Origin of the sequence: Arthrobacter sp. V1I9 (assembly GCF_030817075.1) — a bacterium.
Classification (GTDB): Bacteria; Actinomycetota; Actinomycetes; order Actinomycetales; family Micrococcaceae; genus Arthrobacter.
Genome location: NZ_JAUSYU010000001.1, coordinates 3940912 through 3961472 on the forward strand (window position 1 = coordinate 3940912; position 20561 = coordinate 3961472).

Here is a 20561-nt window from a genome sequence, read left to right on the forward strand (position 1 = left end):
GCAGGAATGCCGCGTTACGCAGTGCGGCCGGAGAAGTAGGCTGGTCTCCATGACGTCATCAGAGACCCTCGCCGGGGGCATCCAGCCGCGCCCTGTGGTGGCAAAACTGCCCCGCTACGCCGCCGGCAAACCGCCTGTCGCCGTGGACGGACTGGCCAGTTACAAGCTGTCCTCGAATGAAAACCCGCTGCCCCCGATCCCTGCGGTCGTTGAGGCAATTGCGCAGCAGACAGATTTCAACCGCTACCCTGATCCTCTGAGCAGCAGGCTCCGCACAGAGCTGGCCGCATTCCTGGATGTTCCCGCCGAGGATATCGTCACTGGCGCAGGCAGCCTGGGGGCTTTGAACCAGCTGCTGGCCGCATTCGCGGGGCGGAACGAAGACGGCGAACCCGACGAAGTGGTTTACGCGTGGCGCTCCTTTGAGGCGTATCCCATCAGCGTTGGCCTCTCGGGTGCGCAGGGTGTCCCCGTTCCCCTGGCTGCCGGCGGCCGCCACGACCTCAAGGCGATGGCTGCAGCAGTTACAGCCCGCACCAAGGTGATCCTCCTCTGCACCCCAAACAATCCCACGGGCCCTGCGCTGACAGCCGCCGAGACAGAGGCGTTTATCCGCTCTGTGCCGGCAGGCGTGGTGGTGGTGGTTGACGAGGCCTACCAGGAGTTCGTGCGGGACGCGGAGGCGGCGGACGGGATTGCGCTCTACCGCAAGTACCCCAACGTGGTTGTGCTCCGGACCTTCTCGAAGGCCCACGGGCTTGCCGGCCTGCGGGTTGGCTACAGCATCTCCAACCCCGGGTTGACTCAACACCTTAGGGTCGCTGCCACGCCGTTCGCCGTGTCGCAGATTGCAGAAACTGCCGCAATTATTTCCCTGCAGAATTACCCGCAAGTTGTAGAGAGGGTACAAAAACTCGTGGATGAGCGGGAACGCGTTACGGTGGGGCTCAGGAATCTGGGCTGGGCTGTTCCGGACGCGCAGGGCAACTTCGTTTGGCTGGACCTTGGAGCCGACAGCGCCGGATTCGCAGACCTGGCGGCTACGCAGGCCTTGTCCGTCAGGGCGTTTCCCGGGGAGGGAGTGCGGGTAAGCATCGGCGAGACCGAAGCAAATACGCGGTTCCTCAAGCTGTGTGCCAACTATACAAAGGCCCCACGCGCTTCCTAGCACTTAACAAGTAGCCCCGCGGTTACTTACTGAAGATAAAGTTAGGATCAGTAAGCCATTATATATGCCGCAGCAGGAATTCATTCCTTTTGCGGCATATATCCCAGCGACATTGCATCCGCATCCGGATGCGGCAAGCAAGGAGACGGTATGGGCACACATCTGCCTGCCACCGAGTTCGACGGAACAGCTGTAGACGACCAGCGCGAGGCTGATGCCGAAGCCATCATGGGCGAACCCCCGGCGCAGATGGTCCAGCTCCTCGGCCCTGACGGGAAACTCGGCTTTGATCCCGTCTTCACCGGATACGCCGAGAAACTCACCCCGGAGAAACTCCAGGGACTCTACGCTGACATGGCTGCCATCCGCCGCTTCGACGTCGAAGCCACCGCCTTGCAGCGCCAGGGCCAGTTGGCGCTCTGGGTTCCGTTGACCGGCCAGGAAGCCGCCCAAATCGGCTCGGGCCGTGCCAGCCAGCCGCAGGACTACATCTTTCCCACCTACCGGGAACACGGCGTCGCCTTGACCCGCAATGTGGACCTGGCCGAGCTCCTGCGCCAGTTCCGCGGGGTCTCCAACGGCGGCTGGAACCCCAAGGACACCAACTTCCACCTGTACACGCTGGTCCTGGCGGCGCAGACGCTTCACGCAGTGGGCTACGCCATGGGCATCCAGCGGGACCAGAAGCTTGCCGCCGCCAACTCTGCCGCCTCCGGTGCGCCCACTTCAGAACCGGACGCGGCAGTTATCGCCTACTTTGGGGACGGCGCGAGCTCCGAGGGGGACGTCCACGAATCCATGGTGTTTGCGTCCTCCTACAACGCCCCCGTGGTGTTCTTCTGCCAGAACAACCACTGGGCCATCTCCGTTCCCACCAACGTGCAAACGCGGGTGCCGCTGTCCAACCGGGCCAAGGGCTACGGCTTCCCCGGCATCCGGGTGGACGGCAACGACGTCATTGCCGTGCACGCCGTCACCGAATGGGCGCTGGAGCACGCACGCCAGGGCAAAGGCCCCGTCCTGATCGAGGCCTTCACCTACAGGGTGGGTGCGCATACGACGGCGGACGACCCCACGAAATACCGCGAGTCAGCGGAGGAGGATGCCTGGCGGGCCAAGGATCCGCTGGTACGCCTGGAGAAATACCTGCGTGCGGAAGGCCTGGCTGACGAAGCGTTCTTCGCCAAGGTCAAGGCCGACGGTGACGAGCTCGCAGCTTACGTCCGGCGCACCACGCACGACCTCGAGACGCCGGATATCCGGTCCGCCTTCGCCAACACCTACGTGGAGGCCCACCCCCTGGTGGCAGAGGAGCTGGCCTGGTTTGAGGAGTACTCAGCGGGTTTTGCAGGCGAAGGGCAGGCAGAAGAACGGCAGGCAGTAACAGCCCCGGCGTCCCAAGAGGCAGGCCACTGATGACCACCATGACCATCGCAAAGGCCATCAATGAGGGCCTGCGCGCAGCACTGACGGACAACCCGAAATCCCTGCTGATGGGCGAAGACATCGGCGCCCTCGGCGGCGTGTACCGCGTGACGGACGGGCTGATCCGCGAGTTCGGCCCGGACCGCGTGGTGGACACCCCGCTCGCAGAGTCCGGCATCATCGGCACCGCGATCGGCCTCGCACTGCGCGGCTACACGCCGGTATGCGAAATCCAGTTCGACGGCTTCGTTTTCCCGGGCTTCAACCAGATCACCACCCAGTTGGCCAAGATGCACGCGCGCAGCAACGGCAACCTCACCGTTCCAGTGGTCATCCGCATCCCCTACGGCGGAGGCATCGGCTCCGTGGAGCACCATTCGGAATCCCCGGAAGCGCTCTTCGCCCATACGGCAGGCCTGCGCATCATCACGCCGTCCAACCCGCATGATGCCTACTGGATGATCCAGCAGGCTGTGGAGTGCCAGGATCCGGTGATCGTTTTCGAGCCCAAGCGCCGCTACTGGCTCAAGGGTGACGTTGACGTCCAGTCACCGGGCCGGGCGGATGACCCTTTCAAGGCCCACGTTCTCCGGGAGGGGGCAGACGCCACCATCGTGGCGTATGGCCCGCTGGTTCCGGTGGCCCTGGCTGCGGCCAACGCCGCGGAGGAGGACGGACGCAGCGTTGAGGTCATTGACCTGCGCTCCATCTCGCCCCTTGACTTCGATACCGTCACCGCCTCGGTGGAAAAGACCGGGCGCCTGATCGTGGCCCATGAGGCGCCCACCTTCGGCGGTATCGGCGGTGAAATCGCGGCCCGGATCAGCGAGCGGGCCTTCCATTCCCTGGAGGCGCCCGTGATCCGCGTAGGTGGCTTCCACATGCCCTATCCCGTTGCCAAGGTGGAGGAAGATTACCTTCCGGACATCGACCGCATCCTCGAGGCGCTGGACCGCGCCCTCACCTACTGAGGACACCATGACTCTCAACAAGTTCAACCTGCCTGACGTAGGCGAGGGCCTCACCGAGGCGGAAATTGTCTCCTGGAAGGTCAAGCCCGGTGACGCCGTCGCCATCAATGACGTCCTGTGCGAGATCGAAACTGCCAAGTCGATCGTGGAACTGCCGTCCCCCTTTGCCGGGACCGTCACGGATCTGCTGGTCCCGGAAGGGGTGACCATCGACGTCGGCACGGCCATCATCAGCGTCAGCGATGACGTCGCGGGCGATCCCACGCCCGCGGACGTGCGGGCCCCGGAGACCCCGGTGCAGCCGCTCTACGGCAAGCTGCCGGCAGAAAATGAAGCGCCCGACGCCGGCTCAACAGACAGTGCCCTGGCCGGCGGTCCGCTGGTGGGCTCGGGTCCCAAGGCCGACGCCGTCAAGCGCCGCCCGCGGAAGGCGGCACCTGCCGCCGGTTCCCTGACGGTCAACGCTCCCGAGGTGGAGCCTGTCCAGCCCCACACGCCGGCTGAGGTGGCGGCGCATGACGAGGCCCGGTCCGCCGAAGGGATGGACAACCGGCCCACCTTTGGTGGGGCCATCACCGGCCTCGTGAACAAGGTCCTGGCCAAGCCGCCGGTCCGCAAGATCGCCCGCGACCTCGGCATCGACCTCGCAGACGTGGTGGCAACCGGCCTGCGCGGCGAGGTGACGCGCGAGGACCTGGTCAGCTACCAGGCCCAGCGCGACGCAGAGCTGGACAAGGCGGACGGGTTCTGGGGCAAGGCAGGAAAGCCGCAGGACCAGCGGATAGAACGGATTCCCGTCAAGGGCGTCCGCAAGGCCACGGCGAAGGCGATGGTGGAGTCGGCATTTTCGGCACCCCACGTGAGCATCTTTGTGGACGTGGACGCCAGCCGCACCATGGAGTTCGTCAAGAGGCTCAAGTCCTCCCGCGACTTCGAAGGCATCCGGGTATCGCCGCTGCTCATCCTCGCAAAGGCAGTGATCTGGGCGGCCGCGCGTAACCCCAGCGTCAATGCCACCTGGATGGACAACGGCGAAGGCACCGCCGAAATCCAGGTCAAGCACTACATGAACCTGGGAATCGCAGCGGCCACTCCCCGCGGCTTGATGGTCCCGAACATCAAGAACGCCCAGGACCTCTCCCTGAAGGAGCTGGCGCTGGCCCTGAACAACCTCGCCACCACCGCCAGGGCCGGAAAAACACAGCCTGCGGAGATGCAGGGCGGCACGCTCACGATCACCAACATTGGGGCGCTGGGCATTGACACAGGTACGCCGATCATCAACCCCGGCGAGGTGGCGATCGTCGCCTTCGGAACCATCAAGCAGAAGCCCTGGGTCCTGGACGGCGAAGTGATTCCCCGCTGGATCACCACCCTTGGCGGTTCGTTCGACCACCGCGTGGTGGACGGCGACCTGTCCGCCCGCTTTATGGCCGACGTCGCCGCCATCCTGGAGGAACCGGCACTGCTGCTGGACTAGGAAACCGACAACATGGTGATGAACGCCGGCGCCATCCGTGCCAAAAACAGGACAGCCAGATGGATCACGGAGACGCTCCAGCCACCAGTGGTGGTCAGCGTGCAGCTGTTGATCAGCCCGCTGACCCAGGCCGGCTTTCCCGGAACCATGGCCTACGGTGCGTTGGCAGCCCTGTTCGTCTGCGTGATCCCGCTGTTGCTGCTGCTGGTCCTGGTGAAACTGGGTAAAGTCACCGACCATCACGTCAGCGACCGCAAGCAGCGGGCACCAGTGCTGCTGATGGCGCTGGCCTCCATCGCGGCCGGACTGCTGGTCCTGAATGCTGTCGGGGCTCCGCAAAGCGTTGTGGCCATGGTTCTTGGTGTGGTGGGCGGCGCGTGGTGGTCCTGGCAGCAGTCAGCCCGTTCTGGAAAATCAGCGGGCACGCTGCCGCCATATCCTCGTCCGCTGTGATTGCGGTTCTGATGCTCGGGGCGCCGTGGCTTCCGTTGCTGCTGCTCATCCCCGCCGTCGGCTGGTCCCGGGTGGTGCTGCGCGCCCACACGGTGGCGCAGGTGGTTGCCGGCTCGTTGTTCGGCGGCGTGGTGATGGCCGGGATCTGGTGGGTCCTGCAGGGCTGGATGGTCTCCTAACCCAGGGAGGCCTAATAGATGGTGTAGGCCGAGAGCATCTCAATAGTGGTTGGATCCGTCATTGATCCGAGCGCAACCGCTGCTGTCACCATCAATGCACACATTCCCGCGGCCACCGCCCCGGAGGCGGCCAGAATCTTCCAGTCTTCACGCAGTACGCTGCCCACCGTGGCGGGAAGTTCGAGGCCCGGGGCAATGAGGTTCGGTGCGCTGTCAACGGTCCCGTCGTCCAGCAGCGCCACCACCCTGCCGCTGCTGCGGTCAACGCGCATGGAACAGATGTGGTTTCCGTGGCGGGCCAGGAGGATGTCGTGCCCTACGAGCTGGCGGCGCTGGAGAGTTATCAATGGAGCCCCTTGAAAATGGTGAATGCCGGATGTCCGCACCATTGAGGGCTTATCCAATTTTATCCCCGGCTTCAGCTCCAAAACCCTGCTTTTAGGGTGAGAACGGACACCATGGGGCGGGGGAATGCCGCCCCATGGTGACCCTATCCGGGCTAGTCGGCGTCGTAGGTGTTGGCGATGTAGACGTCGCAGGGAGCGTTGTGGGCCACGCTGTTGGCAACGCTTCCGAGGACGCGCCCGATGCCCTGCATCCTGCGGTTTCCCACCACGATGATGCGGGCCTCCATCCGGAGGGCCTCCTTGATGAGGGCGTCCGCCGGGCGGCCGCGGGCTGCCGAGTAAGTCACCTTGATGTCCCGGCCGAGGGAATCCGCGACGGTGCGCGCTACGTGCTCGGCGGCATCGGCGTCGGACACAATCCACTGGTCGCTGCCGCTGCCGAAGACCTCGGTGCGGTCGCTGTCGAAGGCTGAGACCACGTGAAGCGAGGCGCCCAGTGCTGCGGCGAGGTCCCGTGCGGACTCCGCTGCCTTCTTGGCCGTACCGCTGCCGTCAACCCCTACAACGATGATTCCGCTCATGTGTTGCTCCTTTGCTTTGTGTGTGCGGCTTAAGTCAGTGAGCCCAAGGCTACAGCTCCGCTATGGCTTCCCGCAGTACCGGCGCAAGGCGCCGAACGCCTTCAGTGATGGCTTCCGGCGGCACGGCGCTGTAGGCCAGGCGCAGCTTATTGGACGGCTCGTCCGACGGCGTGAAGGCGGCTCCGGGGATAAACACCACACCGGCGTCGATCGCCTTTTGCAGCAACGGGTAGGTGTCCACCCCTTCCGGGAGCGTCACCCAGACGAAAAATCCGCCTTCCGGGCTGGTCCAGCTGGTCCCGGCAGGCATGTGGGCCTCAAGGGCTGCGAGCATGGCGCGGCACCTCTCTGCATACAGTCCGCGGTACGTTTCGATTTGGCCCCGCCAGTCAAAGTCGCGCAGGTAGGCAGATACCAGCATCTGGTTGAGTGCAGGCGGGCACAGGGTCACAGCTTCCGCTGCCAGGTAGTAGCGGCGCTGCAGGTGCTCGGGCACCAGGGCCCAGCCGATGCGAAGGCCGGGGGCGAAGATCTTCGAGAAGGACCCCATGTAGATGACGTCCCCGGGGTTGCCGGCGCGCAGTGGTGCCAGTGGTTCGCCATCAAAACGCAGGAGGCCGTAAGGGTTGTCTTCAAGGACAAGAATATTCGCGTTGCGGCATATATCTACCACCTGCTGCCGCCGCTCGCGGGCGAGGGTGATTCCGGAGGGATTGTTGAAGTTGGGGATGGTGTACAGGAACTTCACGCTCTTGCCGGCCAGTTGCAGGGCCGCGATCTTGGCCTCAAGGAGATCCGGAACCAGGCCGTCCCCGGTCCATCTCCACTGTTTCAACCTGCACCTGGTAGGCCTCGAAGGTGTTCAGCGCGCCCACATACGTGGGGTCCTCCACCAGCACCACGTCCCCGGGATTGCAGAAAACCTTGGTGGCAACGTCCTGGGCTGACTGCGACCCTGCCGTAATCACCACGTTTTGGGGCAGCGCGTCCACGATGCCCTCGGCGGCCATCACTTCGCAGATCTGGGCGCGAAGCTCCTCCGTGCCTTGGCCTCCGCCGTACTGCAGGGCCGTCAGTCCGTCCTCGGCAATGATGGCTGCTGCGGTGGTCGCAAGCCGGTCAAGGGGGAGGGACTGCAGGTAGGGGCTTCCACCCGCAAGGGAAACCAGCCCGGGGCGCAAAGATATGTCGAAGACATCCCTGACGGCGGACTGCCGGATGTTGGCGGCGCGCTCTGAGAAGAGTTCCTCATGGCGGTGGGCGGACGTCGCCGCCCGTTCGATGGCGTCAATGGCTTCGGCAGGCAGCGTCCGTGCTGCGGCGTCGAGTGTCTCGTGGCTCACAACAAACAGGATACAGCCGAGTGTTGCTGCTGAGGCAACAGCTGTTGAGTCACCATGCACGCCCGGTACCTGCGGTGGTGGAACGGTCAGTCCAGCCTCAGGGCCTCAGCGAGGGTCAGCCCGTTGACATAGATTTCCGCCCGGATTGCCCCCACCGCCGAAACCGCAGTATGGGTCAGCTGCGCTTCCACCCGGGGAAGGTCGCAGACCCCTCCCATGCTGAGCGTTCCGGCGAGGTATACCGTGACGGTGGTGCCGTCGAAACTTCCGGACAGAAACTTCAGGTCGGATTCCGAAAGTGCGTTATAGACCTCCGGCGGCTGCTGTGACTGTTCTGGCTCAGCCTGCGCGTCCAGCAGGGCGCGAACGGCAGCAGCCAGCGCATCCTCCCCGGCCGAACTGGGGTGGGAAACCCCCACCAGGCTGTCATTGCAGCCGAACCGCACCCCGTTGCTGCCGCCGTCGTCCAGGAGTACGTAGTAGGCGGTCACAGTTTGCGGTCCTGCCACCTTGCCTGATGGAGCCGGCGCGGAAGGAAGGGGATCCTCGGACGCCGGTACTTCCGGCGCAGGTGCTGTGGCCGTGCCGACTGGTGCGGTCTCGGCCGGGGCCGCGGGTGCACCGCCCTTGGTCTCAGGAGCCGGGGGCGTGACTGCCGTTGCGGGCGGCGGCGCCTGCGGCTGGGGGGCGGGTACAGGGGGCGCGGCTGCCGGGGTGGGGGTGGTGCGGGCGTCAACGAGGGGCGGCGCCGGGGAGGGCGGTGTGTCCTGGAGAGGTGGGGTGACGCAGGCGGCCGCCCACAGTGGAAGTGACAGGGCGGATGCCACCATCACAGCGCGCACCCCCGCCATCCGCCTTCCAGCCGTTGGCCTTTTTGCCATTGCTGCACCGCAATCCCGTCCCGGTACGTCCGTGGATTAACGTTACGGCTGGCCGGTCTGCCAAAGGATGTCCGCCAGGTACCGGTTGGGACAAGAGTTGGTCACGGCAGCACCACGCGGGCGCGCGCCACATGACTCAGGATCCGGGGCGGCCCGGCCACTCCTTGCCCGCCCAAGGGTCATAGTCTGCAATGAGTTGCTCCTGTGCGGGACGGTCGGCATCGGGGATGTGCTGCAGGTTTACCCTGACCCGGTACCAGAGCGAACTCGACCCGCGCATTCCGTCCACGAGCACGTCCGCGGGGTGCAAGGCGGGGATCAGGTCCGCATGCCTGGACTTCCATTCGTCGAGCGCCGCGAGTGCCTCGGGTTTGGTTTTGGTGCGTGCCACCTCGATGAGGGGCATCGCTGACTGCCGGCGGCCGGAGCCGTCACCGCTGCGCGGCGCTTTCTCAGCAGGGCCCAACGCGGCTGCCAGTGCGAGGAGGCCATCCAGTGTGCCCGCAGCTTCGTTGATGCCGGCATGGGGGTCCCCAATGTCCGCGAAGCGTCCGGGTACCGTGCGCACCGTGAACTGATCGGGACGGGCGGAGCGCACTTCGTCCCACGAAAGCGGCGTCGAGACCCGGGCATCGGGGAGGGCCCGGACGGAATAGGCGGATGCCACGGTGCGGTCCTTCGCGTTCTGGTTGAAGTCGACGAACACACTCTCGCCGCGCTCCTCCTTCCACCACCGGGCGGTGGCGAGGCCGGGCGCGCGGTTCTCGACTTCGCGGGCGAGGGTCTCGGCGGCGAGCCGCACGTCGCGGTAGGACCAGTGCGGCGCGATGCGCACCAGGATGTGGAGTCCCCGGGAGCCGCTTGTTTTCGGCCAGCCCACCAGTCCCATGTCGTCGAGCACCTCCCGCGCCACATAGGCAACATCCACGATCTGTGCCCAGTCGACCCCCGGCATCGGATCGAGGTCCACCCGAAGTTCGTCAGGATGCTCCAGGTCCTCTGCCCGGACGGGGTGTGGGTTGAGGTCGAGGCAGCCGAGGTTCACCACCCACGCAAGGCCTGCGGAGTCCCGGATAACGGCCTCCTCGGCTGACGTTCCGGACGCATAGTGGAGCGTTGCGGTGTCGATAAATTCGGGGCGGTTCTCGGGCACGCGCTTTTGGAAGAACGGTTCGGCGTCGATGCCCTTCGGGAAACGCTTGAGCACCATGGGCCGCCCGCCGGCGCCGCGCAACGCACCGTCCGCGACCGTGAGGTAGTAGCGCACCAGGTCCAGCTTCGTGAGCCCGGGTTCCGGGAACACCACCTTGTCCGGGCTTGAGATGCGGACCTCTGCGCCGTTGATGTCGAGGATCTCGGCCGGGGTCTTCGAGGGGCTCATTCCGTCACGCTAGCAACGATTGAATGTCACAGCCAGAGCACGGGCTGATGCCCGCGTTCCCGGCGGACCAACGGTCCTGGGAAACAGCGGTGCCCGGCACGGTGATCCGCGCCGGGCACAGGGAAGTCTGCTTAGGCGGCAGGCTGGGCAGCTGTGAGGGCATCGAAAACGCCCTTGATCTGCTCCACAACCTCTGCGTCGTCCTTCGGGTGGAGTTCAGCGAAGCGCACCATGGAACCCGGCACTGCGAGCTTGACGTCCTCAAGGATCTGCGCCCCGGCAATTCCTGCTGCCTTGCGTGCCTCGTCCTGGGCCCACACTCCGCCGTACTGGCCGAACGCAGTGCCGACGACGGCGGTGGGCTTGCCGGTGAGGGCGCCGGCGCCGTAGGGGCGGGACAGCCAGTCGATGGCGTTCTTCAGCGCGGCGGGGACCGTGCCGTTGTGCTCGGGGGTGACCAGGAGGAGCGTGTCGGCGTCGTTGGCTGCGGCGCGCAGGGCGGCAGCGGCCACGGGAACCTGGCCTTCGACGTCGATGTCCTCGTTGTAGAAGGGGATGTTTCCCAGGTTCTCGTGGATGACAACATCCACCTGCTCCGGTGCGTTCAGCTGGATGGCTTCCGCCAGCTTCTGGTTGGTGGACTCGGCGCGGAGGCTGCCGACGAGGGTGAGTACGGTGCTCTTGGTCATGAAAACTCCTGGGGTAGGGGCGGCGGGAGGGGTCCGCCGGCCGGTGACAGCTAAGGCTTGTTCGTGCCTTCACCCATCTAAACGGACTGCGGTCCGCTTCTTATTCCCGGGGTCTAGAATGTGGAATGTGAGCTTCATCCCAATGCGCCCCCGACTACCCGCGGGCGAGGTGGTGGAACGCAGCGACGCCGCGCGGAACCGGGAGCGCCTGCTCGAGGCGGCCCGCGATCTGATCGGCGAAGGCGGGGCAGAAGCCCTCACCATGGATCGGCTCGCCGAGCATGCCGGGGTGGGCAAAGGCACCGTATTCCGCCGCTTTGGCAGCCGGGCCGGACTTATGCTCACCCTCCTGAGCGAATCCGAGGCTGCCTTTCAGGCGCGCTTTATGTTCGGGCCGCCGCCTTTGGGGCCAGGCGCGCCAGGGCTGGAACGCCTCGTTGCTTTCGGCATTGAACGGATTGCCTACGTTATGGAGTTCGGCGACCTGGTCCTCGCCGCTGAGAATGCCTCAAGGGGCCGGGTTGAAGTACCGGCCGCTGCCCTGTGGTACCGCCATATCGAGGTGCTGCTCACGGAGGAAGGCTTCGCGGCGGACCCCTGGCTGATGGCGCGTTCCCTGGGGGCCACGCTGGCTCCGGACCGGCTCCTGAACCTGGCCCGTGTGCATGGCGTGGATGCTGACCGCCTCAGTGACTCCTGGAAGGAGCTTGTTACACGGGTTGTCACCGCTGCGCAGGTCACGCCGAACTGATTCTTTCCGCCCCGTCACACTGAATTTACAGAATTATTCATAACGATCTGATACGGGCGGGTGGGTTTGGCCACAACGGGCCCGTTTCGGGTAGCGGCTTGTGATAGTTTCCTCTGGAATGTGACCCGCGACATAGTCCACAAGGGCCAGGCCTCCAGAGGCTGCGGGAGCCAGCTATCCGCTGGCAAGGACCCGGTGAGGCGGCACAACCCCCGCTGACCCGGGGATAACGGAAGGATCCAGCACGTGATTGTTGATTTGCCCAACAGCCTGGCCCCCCTGCTGACACCGCGGGGTCTTACCGTTCAGCTGCCGGCGGCGAAGTAGAACCAGCGCCATGCTCAGGTACCTCGCAAAGCGCGGCATCACGTACGTCTTTATGATCTTCCTGACCACCTCGGCGGGATACTTCCTGGCGGTCAGCTCCCTCAAGCCCGCGCTGCTTGAACAGGAACGCATTCCCCGGCCCACCCCGGAGCAGGTGGCCAACTCGATGCGCCTCAAGGGCCTGGACCCGGACCTGAGCCCATGGGAGCGTTACGTGGAATGGCTTACCGCCATCGTCACCCGCTGGGACTGGGGCCGCAGCCCGAACGGTGCCTTCATCAACGCCGAGTTCGGGGACCGGGTGTGGATTTCCACCCGGCTCTTCCTGGCCTCCATCATCCTGACGCTTGTCATCGGAGTGGCACTCGGGGTCTATTCGGCAGCGCGGCAGTACAAGGTCCAGGACCGTGTCATCACGTCCTACAGCTACCTCGCCTACATCGTGCCTGCCCCCATCGCGTACTTCCTGGTGCAGTTGGGCGCCATCAACATCAACGAAACGGTGGGGGAGCGCATCTTCTTCGTCACCGGCATATCCACCCCCGGCATGGAACCGGGCTGGGCTCAGTTCGTGGACATGCTGGCGCACTACGCTGTTCCAACCATTGCCATCACGCTGGTGGGCTGGGGCTCGTACCAGATTGCGCAGCGGCAGTACCTCCTGGATAACGTCAACGCCGACTTTGTCCGGACGGCACGCGCCAAAGGACTCACCCGCAACCAGGCGATTTCCCGGCATGCCCTGCGGGTCTCGTTCATTCCGGTGGCTCAAAGCATTGCCTTCACCATCCCGGCCATTTTTGCCGGCGGCTTCTTCGCGGAGAAAATTTTCGCCTGGCCCGGCGTGGGCTCCTGGAGCATCGACGCCATTTCGCTCCAGGACGTCAACGCCGCCACTGCCACGCTGGCCTACGGTTCCGTTATCTTCGCCCTGGGGGCCATCCTGGCGGACTTCGCCACCACGCTTGTTGACCCGAGAGTGCGGGTGCAGTAGCCATGACCAACCTCAATGCCGTAGACCCTGCCGCCGTTGCACAGGACGCGCACCTGGATAACGCCGACGTCATCATCGGCAAGAACACCATTATCTTCCGCCGCTTCATGCGCAATAAGACGGCCGTGGCGGGCCTAGCCATCTTCCTTGCCCTCACCGTCTTCTCCTTTGTGGGCGGCTACTTCACCCAGTGGGACAAGGAGACTATCGATCCGTTCAACATCGGTATGCCTCCCTCCGCGGAGCATTACCTCGGAACGTCCCAGGCAGGCATCGACCTGTACGCCATGACGGTGGAAGGCACCAGGATCTCCATCCTGATCGGCCTGATCGTGGGCCTTGTTTCCGTCCTCATTGCCGCTGTCTACGGCTGCACCATGGCCTACTTCGGCGGCAAGGTGGACAAGGTGATGCTCTTCATCCTTGAAGCGCTCATCATGATGCCCGCACTGCTGGTGGTGGCGGTTGCCACCAGCGGCGGAGGGGAAGGCCTGAAGCGGGACCTGCCCTCCTGGCTGCTGCTGATCATCGTGCTGCTGGTCTTCAGCTGGATGGGCACCGCCAGGCTGATCCGGTCGCTGTCGATGTCCCTGATGCAGCGCGACTACGTAAAGGCCGCCCAGTACATGGGTGTCCCTCCGCGCCGGATCGTCTGGCGGCACCTGGTTCCCAACATCGGTTCCCTGCTGGTCCTGGACATCACCCGCGGCGTTACCGGCGCCGTCCTTGCGGAGGTGGCCTTCTCCTTCATCGGAATCGGCATCAAAGTTCCGGACGTCAGCCTGGGTGTCCTCATTGGCGGCGCCACGTCGCAGGTGCAGACCTTTCCCTGGATGTTCTGGGTGCCGTTGACTGTGATGTTCCTGCTGACGGGGTCGCTGGCCATGATGAATGACGGCCTGCGCGACGCTTTCGACCCCAGCTCCAGCTCAAGCGGCAGCGCCAGGAAACGCAGAGCCCTCAAGACCCGAGCCAAGGGGAAGTCCTCATGAGCAGCAACCTTGACGCCGGACCCGCCGGGCAGCCCCAGTCAGCCGTCGAAAGGCTGCACGTCGCCGGGCTGCACGCCCCTACGGACGCAGTCCTGTCCGTCCGGGACCTCAATGTCCGCTTCAACACCGAGAACGGCGTGGTCCACGCAGTCCGTGGTGTTGATTTTGACCTTATGCCCGGTAAGACGCTGGGCATCGTGGGTGAATCGGGTTCCGGCAAATCCGTTACGTCCCTGGCCATCATGGGACTCCTGCCCGCCACGGCCGAGATTTCAGGGTCCGTCCGGCTTAGAGGAAAGGAGCTGCTGGGCCTCACCGACAAAGCAATGTGCGGGTACCGCGGCAACGATCTCGCCATGGTCTTCCAGGACCCGCTGTCATCCCTGACGCCGGTGTACACCGTGGGCACCCAGATCGTGGAAGCACTCACCATCCACAATCCCACGATGAGCAAGCAGGCCAAAGAAGCCCGCGCCGTCGAACTCCTGGCAATGGTGGGCATTCCCAGCCCCAGGGACAGGCTGAGGGCCTTTCCGCACGAGTTCTCCGGCGGCATGCGGCAGCGCGTGATGATCGCCATCGCAATCGCGAACAATCCGCGCGTCCTCATTGCTGATGAGCCGACGACGGCGCTGGACGTCACCATCCAGGCCCAGGTGCTGGAGGTGCTGCATACCGCCCAGGAGGAGACGGGCGCCGCCGTCGTCATGATCACCCATGACCTGGGCGTGGTGGCCGGGATGGCGGACGACATCATGGTGATGTACGCGGGCAAGCCCGTGGAGACAGGGGCGGTGGATGACATCTATTACAACCCGCGGATGCCGTACACCATGGGCCTGCTCGGTGCCGTGCCGCGCGTGGACGTTGCGCAGAAGTCGTCGCTGATTCCCATTGAGGGCATGCCGCCCAACCTGATTCATACGCCCACCGGCTGCTCGTTTGCGCCCCGCTGCCCGCTGGCCTCCGACGCCTGCCTGGACGGCGAGCCTGCGCTGGCGCCGGTACCCGGAAGCGCCCTTCACCGTGCCGCCTGCATCAAGTCCGGGGCCTTGGGGGGCGAAGTGGACGTCCATGACGTCTTCTCCGCTCCGCCGGTGCCGGTGTCCCGTTTTGATGCCATTCCACGCGGGGAGCGCTCGGCTGTCCTGCAGCTCAAGGATGTGCGCAAGCACTTTCCCCTGACCAAAGGCGCACTGCTCAAGCGCAGGATCGGCACCGTCAAGGCCGTGGACGGCGTCACCTTCGACATCCGCGAAGGCGAGTGCTTCTCCATTGTGGGCGAATCCGGTTCCGGAAAAACCACCACCCTGCTGGAAATCATGGAGTTCCACAAGGACCAGGACGGCGAGGTGGTGATAGGCGGCATCAGCAACAAGCAGGCGGCCGGTGCCAGGACCAAAGCCGCCATGCGCCGCGAGCTCCAGATGGTGTTCCAGGATCCCACCGGTGCGCTGGACCCGCGGTTCACCGTGTACGAGGTGCTCGCCGAACCGCTCCAGAACGCTGGGATGGACAAGCAGGCCATCAAGAAGCGCATCATGGAACTGATGAAGCTGGTGGGCCTGCAGCCGGACCACGTCAACCGCTTCCCCAACCAGTTTTCCGGCGGACAGCGCCAGCGCGTCGGCATCGCCCGTGCCCTGGCCGTGAACCCGAAGCTGGTGGTCCTGGACGAGCCTGTCTCCGCCCTTGACGTTTCCGTCCAGGCCGGCGTCATCAACCTCCTGGACAAGCTCCGGGCCGAGCTGGGCCTCAGCTACCTCATGGTGGCGCACGATCTCTCCGTGGTCCGGCACATTTCCAACCGCGTTGCCGTGATGTACCTGGGCAAGATCGTGGAAATCGGTGAAGTGGACCGGGTGTTCGATAACCCCCGCCACCCCTACACCCGGGCCCTGCTCTCAGCCATCCCGGTGCCGGACCCGCAGGTGGAGCGGACCAGGGAGCGGATCATCCTGCGGGGAGACCTGCCCTCACCGCTGGACGCCCCCAGGGGCTGCAACTTCGCCACCCGTTGCCCCGTCTTCGCTGCCCTGCCGCCGGCTAAGCAGGAAAAGTGCCTCACCCTGGAACCTCCACTGGAACCGGTGGCACCCTCGGCAGCGGCCCCGGCCCTCGCCGCGCATCCGTTGCCGGTCCTGGACCAGCGCTTCGCCTGTTTCTTCCCCGACGGGGAACTGGACGAGGACATGCTGGTAGTCCACGAATCGACGGACCACCATGCACCTTAAGTTTTTTCGACCCACCAGCATCATCACCCGCACCAACGAAGGGAACACCATGAGGAATCTGAACAAGATCGGCGGAGCGGCAGCCATTGCTGCGGCTCTGGCGCTGACGGCCTGCGGCGGCGGCGGTGGCGGGGCCACCGGGCCGGAAACGGCCAAGGGCCAGGAGGCAGGCAGCGACCTGTCCAAGCTCATCAGCGTCAATGAGAAGCCTGCAGCTGATCTTGAACAGGGCGGTAAGGTCACCCTGCCCCTGGGCAACATCGGCCCGGACTTCAACGGCTTCTCCAACAACGGCAACAGCGCAGACAACTCCGCGTTGATGGCCCCGATGAATCCTGTTGCGGTTTCGGGCGGCGGCATCGGCGGCTGCTGGAAGGTCGACTTCGAGGGCAAGGCCACGCCCAACAAGGACTTCTGCGAGGAGGTCAAGAACGAAGTCAAGGATGGTAAGCAGACCATCACCATCAAGGTCAACGAAAAAGCCACGTACAACGACGGCACCCCCATTGACGTCAAGGCTTTCCGGAACACCTGGAACATCCTGAAGAGCCCCGATGCCGGTTACGACATCGTCACTTCCGGGTCGTACGAATTTGTTGAATCCGTAGAGGCCGGCAGCAGCGACAAAGAAGTCATCGTCAAGACCAGCCGGCCGGTGTATCCGCTGGAGGACCTCTTCTTTGGCCTGATCCACCCCGCCGTCAATACGCCGCAGATCTTCAACGAGGGCTTCAACGGCGAACTTCACCCGGAGTGGATGGCGGGCCCCTTCAAGCTGGACCAGTATGACACCGCAGCCAAGACCGTGAGCCTGGTTCCCAACGAAAAATGGTGGGGCACCAAGCCGGTCCTGGAAAGCGTCGTCTTCCGTCAGCTGGAGACGAGCGCCCAGATTGCCGCTTTCAAGAACGGCGAGATCGACGGCGTGTCAGCCAACACCGTCTCCCTCTACAAGCAGTTGGAAGGCACCAAAGACGCTGAGGTCCGCCGCGGCCAGCGCCTGTTCGCCGGCGGCTTGAACCTGAACGCCCAGCGCATCACCGACGTTGCAGTCCGCAAGGCGATCTTCGCGGCAGTGGACCGTGAGGCCCTGCGCAAGGTGCGCTTCAACGGCCTGAACTGGGAAGAGCCCAGCTCCGGCTCCATGATGCTGCTGCCCTTCTCCGAGTACTACCAGGACAACTACCCCGTGAAGGAAACCGGTCCGGATGCTGCCAAGAAGGTATTGACGGACGCCGGCTACACCGCGAATTCTAACGGCATCATGGAGAAGGACGGCAAGCCCGCCGCCTTCAAGATCAGCAACTTCGGTGACGATCCCACCACCCTCGCCTTCGCCCAGACCCTGCAGAAGCAGCTCCAGGCTGGCGGCATGGATGTTGGCATCGACCAGCGTGCCTCTGCCGATTTTGGCAAGGTCCTCGGTGCACGGGAGTTCGACATGAGCGTCTCGGGCTACACGGTAGGTGCGGATGCAACGTCCGCCGTCAAGCAGTACTACGACTCCAAGACCAACGAGAACCAGCTGGGCGACGCCGAGCTGGACAAGAAGATCGCTGACCTCGCGTCCATCGAGGACAACGCCGAGCGCAACAAGGCGGCCATGGAGGTTGAGAAGGAGCACATGGCGAAGTACTACTCCATGGGCGTGGTCATGAACGGCCCGCAGATCTCCTTCGTCCGCACCGGCCTGGCGAACTACGGCCCCTCCCTGTTCCAGAGCCTGTCCCAGGTTCCGGACTGGACCACCCTCGGCTGGGAAAAGAAGTAACAGCCCGCGCTGACTAGGTTCAACTGAATACAGGCAACACGGCTAGGCCGGCATCTCCTGGAACATCAGGGGATGCCGGCCTTCGCCGCATCCCAAATGCTCTCTCACTTACTGCGGGTTTTCCTGCGACGTTCTATCACTTCTGGGGGTCTGGCCGACGGTGCGCGGGGGTACCGTAGCCCTATGACTGACTCCGCCGCTCCACGCACCATCCGCACAGCCGTCGTCGGCTACGGCCTGTCCGGCAGCGTCTTCCATGCGCCCCTGATCGGGTCCGACGGTCGTTACTCGCTGGAGGTCATTGCCACGTCCAACGTGGAACGGCAGAAGGCGGCCACTGCCCGGTATCCGGGCGTGAGGACAGTGCACGACGGCGATGCCGTCCTTGCGCGTGCCGCTGACCTTGACCTGGTGGTGCTGGGCACGCCGCCGGCGACGCACTACCCGCTGGCCAGGGCCGCGCTGGAGGCCGGGCTGGATGTGGTGGTGGACAAGCCGTTCGCCGTGACGAGCGAGCAAGGGCAGGAGCTTGTTGCCCTCGCCCGGCAACTGGGCCGGGTGTTGACGGTGTTCCAGAACCGGCGATGGGACGGTGACTTCCTGACGCTCCGCAAGCTCCTGGCAGCGGACGCCGTGGGGAAGGTGATTAGGTTCGAGTCGAGGTTCGAGCGGTGGTCCCCCGCCATCGCCAAGGCCTGGAAGGCTCACGCCACTGCGGCTGACGGCGGCGGCGTCCTGTTCGACCTCGGCAGCCACCTGATTGACCAGGCCCTCCTGCTGTTTGGTCCCGCAACCGTGGTCCATTCGGAGCTGAAGGCCCGGCGCGCGGATGAACGCGCGGATGACGACGTGTTCCTGGTGCTGCAGCACCAATCCGGGGTTCTGAGCCACCTCACCATGAACATGCTCTGCGCGCAGCAGGGCCCGCGGTTCCGCGTGCTGGGTTCCGTCGGCGGCTTCACTAAAAACGGTGTGGACCCGCAGGAGCCCTATATTGTGGCGGGCGGCAGCCCCCTCGACGCAGAGTACGGCGAGGAAGCGCCGGAGTGGGCGGGCCTCCTGGGCCGTGACGGCCACCTGGATGCCCTGCCCACCGAGCGCGGCAGTTACCCGGAGTTCTACCGGCTGCTGGCGGACAAGATCCTCGACGGCGGAGCAAAGTCCCCCCTGCCCCTGCCGGTCAATCCGGAAGACGCCGTCGAAACCTTAAAAATCATTGAACAAGCAAGGGAACTGTCTGCGGCGAGAGCTTAAACGTCGGGACGGCAGCCATCCAGAAAGCGTGCGTCAGAGCGACGAAGGAGCAGCACGCGTTGGATGACTGCCGTCCCGACGGCAGCAGGGGGTACTAGGCCGAGACCAGTTCGTGCCAGTCCGCTACGAGCGGCAGGTCGTGTGCCTCGGAGACGGAGTGGTGGGCTACGTGGCCGGCGGCGATGTTGAGGCCGGCCGCGAGGGCGGGGTCGCGCTCGAAGGCTGCCTTGACGCCCAGGTTGGCCAGCGACACGGCGTACCTCAGGGTCACGTTGGTAAGGGCGTAGGTGGACGTGTTGGGGACCGCGCCGGGCATGTTGGCCACGCAGTAGAAGATGGTGTTGTGGACCTTGTAGGTGGGTTCCTGGTGCGTGGTGGCGCGGGTGTCCTCGAAGCAGCCGCCCTGGTCCACGGCGATGTCCACGAGAACCGAGCCGGGCTTCATGCGGGCCACCAGATCGTTGGTGACCAGTTTGGGGGCCTTGGCCCCCGGGATCAGGACGGAGCCGATCACCAGGTCAGCGTCCACCACTGACTTCTCGATTTCGTAACTGTTCGATGCCACGGTCTTCAGGCGGCCCTGGTACTGGGCGTCCAGTTCGCGCAGGCGGTTGATGTTGATGTCCAGGATGGTGACGTCGGCGCCCAGGCCAAGTGCCATTGCAGCGGCGTTGGTTCCGGCAACGCCCGCGCCAAGGACAACCACCTTGGCAGGGCGGACGCCCGGGACGCCGCCCAGCAGCACACCCTTACCGCCCGCGGGAGCCATGAGGGAGGAGGCACCCACCTGCACGGACAGCCGGCCGGCCACCTCGGACATGGGGGCCAGCAGCGGAAGCGTCCGGCCTTCCTGCACGGTTTCGTAAGCGATGGCCGTGACGCCGGAGTTGATGAGCTCGCGGGTGAGTTCGGGCTCGGCGGCGAGGTGGAGGTAGGTAAAGAGGATCAGGCCCTTGCGGAAGCGGTGGTATTCGGCCTTGATGGGTTCCTTGACCTTCATGACCATGTCCGCGCGGGCCCAGACGTCATCGGCGTCATTGACGATCTCGGCGCCGGCGATGGCGTATTCCTCGTCCGTGATGCCTGACCCCAGCCCTGCGCCGCGCTCCACCAGCACGGTGTGGCCGTGGGTGCGGAACTCGTGGACACCGGCAGCAGTGATGGCTACCCGGAATTCGTTGTTCTTGATTTCTTTGGGGACACCGATGATCATCGTGGGCTCCAGGTTCTCGGCCGGTAGGCCGGAAAGTGCGGAAGGATTGCGTATTTCCACGATAAATCCGTTTGTGAGCCAGCTGACACGGTGTGGTCAGCGGGGCACCAGAGAAACCCCGGAATTC

Annotated in this window: 16 protein-coding genes and 2 pseudogenes; 11 read left to right on the plus strand and 7 right to left on the minus strand. The window is 64.7% G+C overall.

What is annotated here, in order from left to right:
- The first annotated feature begins 49 nt into the window (after positions 1–49).
- From QFZ70_RS18410 to QFZ70_RS18430, 5 genes and pseudogenes are all read left to right on the plus strand, one after another.
- A complete protein-coding gene (locus QFZ70_RS18410) occupies positions 50–1168 on the plus strand; it encodes a histidinol-phosphate transaminase (protein WP_307097661.1) in 1119 nt (372 codons plus the stop codon).
- Positions 1169–1318: 150 nt separating this feature from the next.
- Positions 1319–2584 (plus strand): pyruvate dehydrogenase (acetyl-transferring) E1 component subunit alpha, encoded by a 1266-nt coding sequence (gene pdhA, locus QFZ70_RS18415; protein ID WP_307097662.1) that lies wholly within the window; start codon positions 1319–1321, stop codon positions 2582–2584.
- Positions 2584–3564: an alpha-ketoacid dehydrogenase subunit beta gene (locus tag QFZ70_RS18420; RefSeq protein ID WP_307097664.1), complete on the plus strand. Its 981-nt coding sequence runs from the start codon at positions 2584–2586 to the stop codon at positions 3562–3564. The genes pdhA and QFZ70_RS18420 overlap by 1 nt, the downstream gene beginning before the upstream one ends.
- A gap of 7 nt (positions 3565–3571) precedes the next feature.
- Positions 3572–5044, plus strand: coding sequence for a dihydrolipoamide acetyltransferase family protein (locus QFZ70_RS18425; protein WP_307097665.1), 1473 nt, complete (start codon positions 3572–3574; stop codon positions 5042–5044).
- A 12-nt stretch (positions 5045–5056) separates the two neighbouring features.
- A pseudogene (locus QFZ70_RS18430) lies at positions 5057–5676 on the plus strand (phosphatase PAP2 family protein).
- Between the two features lie 11 nt (positions 5677–5687).
- On the opposite strand, the gene QFZ70_RS18435 reads toward QFZ70_RS18430, so the two are convergent.
- From QFZ70_RS18435 to QFZ70_RS18460, 6 genes and pseudogenes are all read right to left on the minus strand, one after another.
- Positions 5688–6023 (minus strand): hypothetical protein, encoded by a 336-nt coding sequence (locus QFZ70_RS18435; protein ID WP_307097667.1) that lies wholly within the window; start codon positions 6021–6023, stop codon positions 5688–5690.
- Positions 6024–6175: 152 nt separating this feature from the next.
- Positions 6176–6604: a universal stress protein gene (locus QFZ70_RS18440; RefSeq protein ID WP_104043756.1), complete on the minus strand. Its 429-nt coding sequence runs from the start codon at positions 6602–6604 to the stop codon at positions 6176–6178.
- 49 nt (positions 6605–6653) lie between these two features.
- Positions 6654–7947, minus strand: a pseudogene (locus tag QFZ70_RS18445) (PLP-dependent aminotransferase family protein).
- An 86-nt stretch (positions 7948–8033) separates the two neighbouring features.
- On the minus strand, positions 8034–8798 hold the full coding sequence (locus QFZ70_RS18450) for a hypothetical protein (protein WP_307097668.1): 765 nt from the start codon (positions 8796–8798) through the stop codon (positions 8034–8036).
- A gap of 166 nt (positions 8799–8964) precedes the next feature.
- Positions 8965–10209, minus strand: coding sequence for a non-homologous end-joining DNA ligase (ligD, locus tag QFZ70_RS18455; protein ID WP_307097669.1), 1245 nt, complete (start codon positions 10207–10209; stop codon positions 8965–8967).
- Between the two features lie 131 nt (positions 10210–10340).
- Complete coding sequence (locus tag QFZ70_RS18460; protein WP_307097670.1) at positions 10341–10898, minus strand: NAD(P)H-dependent oxidoreductase; 558 nt, start codon at positions 10896–10898, stop codon at positions 10341–10343.
- A gap of 127 nt (positions 10899–11025) precedes the next feature.
- Here QFZ70_RS18460 and QFZ70_RS18465 point away from each other — a divergent pair, with 127 nt between their 5' ends.
- The 6 genes from QFZ70_RS18465 (at position 11026) to QFZ70_RS18490 (ending at position 19221) form a co-directional block, all read left to right on the plus strand.
- Entirely contained in the window at positions 11026–11649 is a 624-nt protein-coding gene (locus QFZ70_RS18465; protein WP_373461640.1) for a TetR/AcrR family transcriptional regulator, read from the plus strand.
- Between the two features lie 337 nt (positions 11650–11986).
- On the plus strand, positions 11987–12970 hold the full coding sequence (locus QFZ70_RS18470; RefSeq protein ID WP_307097674.1) for an ABC transporter permease: 984 nt from the start codon (positions 11987–11989) through the stop codon (positions 12968–12970).
- 2 nt (positions 12971–12972) lie between these two features.
- Entirely contained in the window at positions 12973–13962 is a 990-nt protein-coding gene (locus QFZ70_RS18475) for an ABC transporter permease (RefSeq protein WP_307097676.1), read from the plus strand.
- A complete protein-coding gene (locus QFZ70_RS18480) occupies positions 13959–16196 on the plus strand; it encodes an ABC transporter ATP-binding protein (RefSeq protein WP_307097678.1) in 2238 nt (745 codons plus the stop codon). The genes QFZ70_RS18475 and QFZ70_RS18480 overlap by 4 nt, the downstream gene beginning before the upstream one ends.
- Positions 16197–16245: 49 nt before the next feature.
- Complete coding sequence (locus tag QFZ70_RS18485) at positions 16246–17967, plus strand: ABC transporter family substrate-binding protein (protein WP_307097680.1); 1722 nt, start codon at positions 16246–16248, stop codon at positions 17965–17967.
- A gap of 183 nt (positions 17968–18150) precedes the next feature.
- The gene (locus QFZ70_RS18490) at positions 18151–19221 is read left to right on the plus strand and encodes a Gfo/Idh/MocA family oxidoreductase (protein ID WP_307097681.1); all 1071 of its coding nucleotides are present in this window, start codon (positions 18151–18153) and stop codon (positions 19219–19221) included.
- 94 nt (positions 19222–19315) lie between these two features.
- On the opposite strand, the gene ald is transcribed toward QFZ70_RS18490, so the two are convergent.
- Positions 19316–20434 (minus strand): alanine dehydrogenase, encoded by a 1119-nt coding sequence (gene ald, locus QFZ70_RS18495; protein WP_307097944.1) that lies wholly within the window; start codon positions 20432–20434, stop codon positions 19316–19318.
- Between the last annotated feature and the right edge of the window lie 127 nt (positions 20435–20561).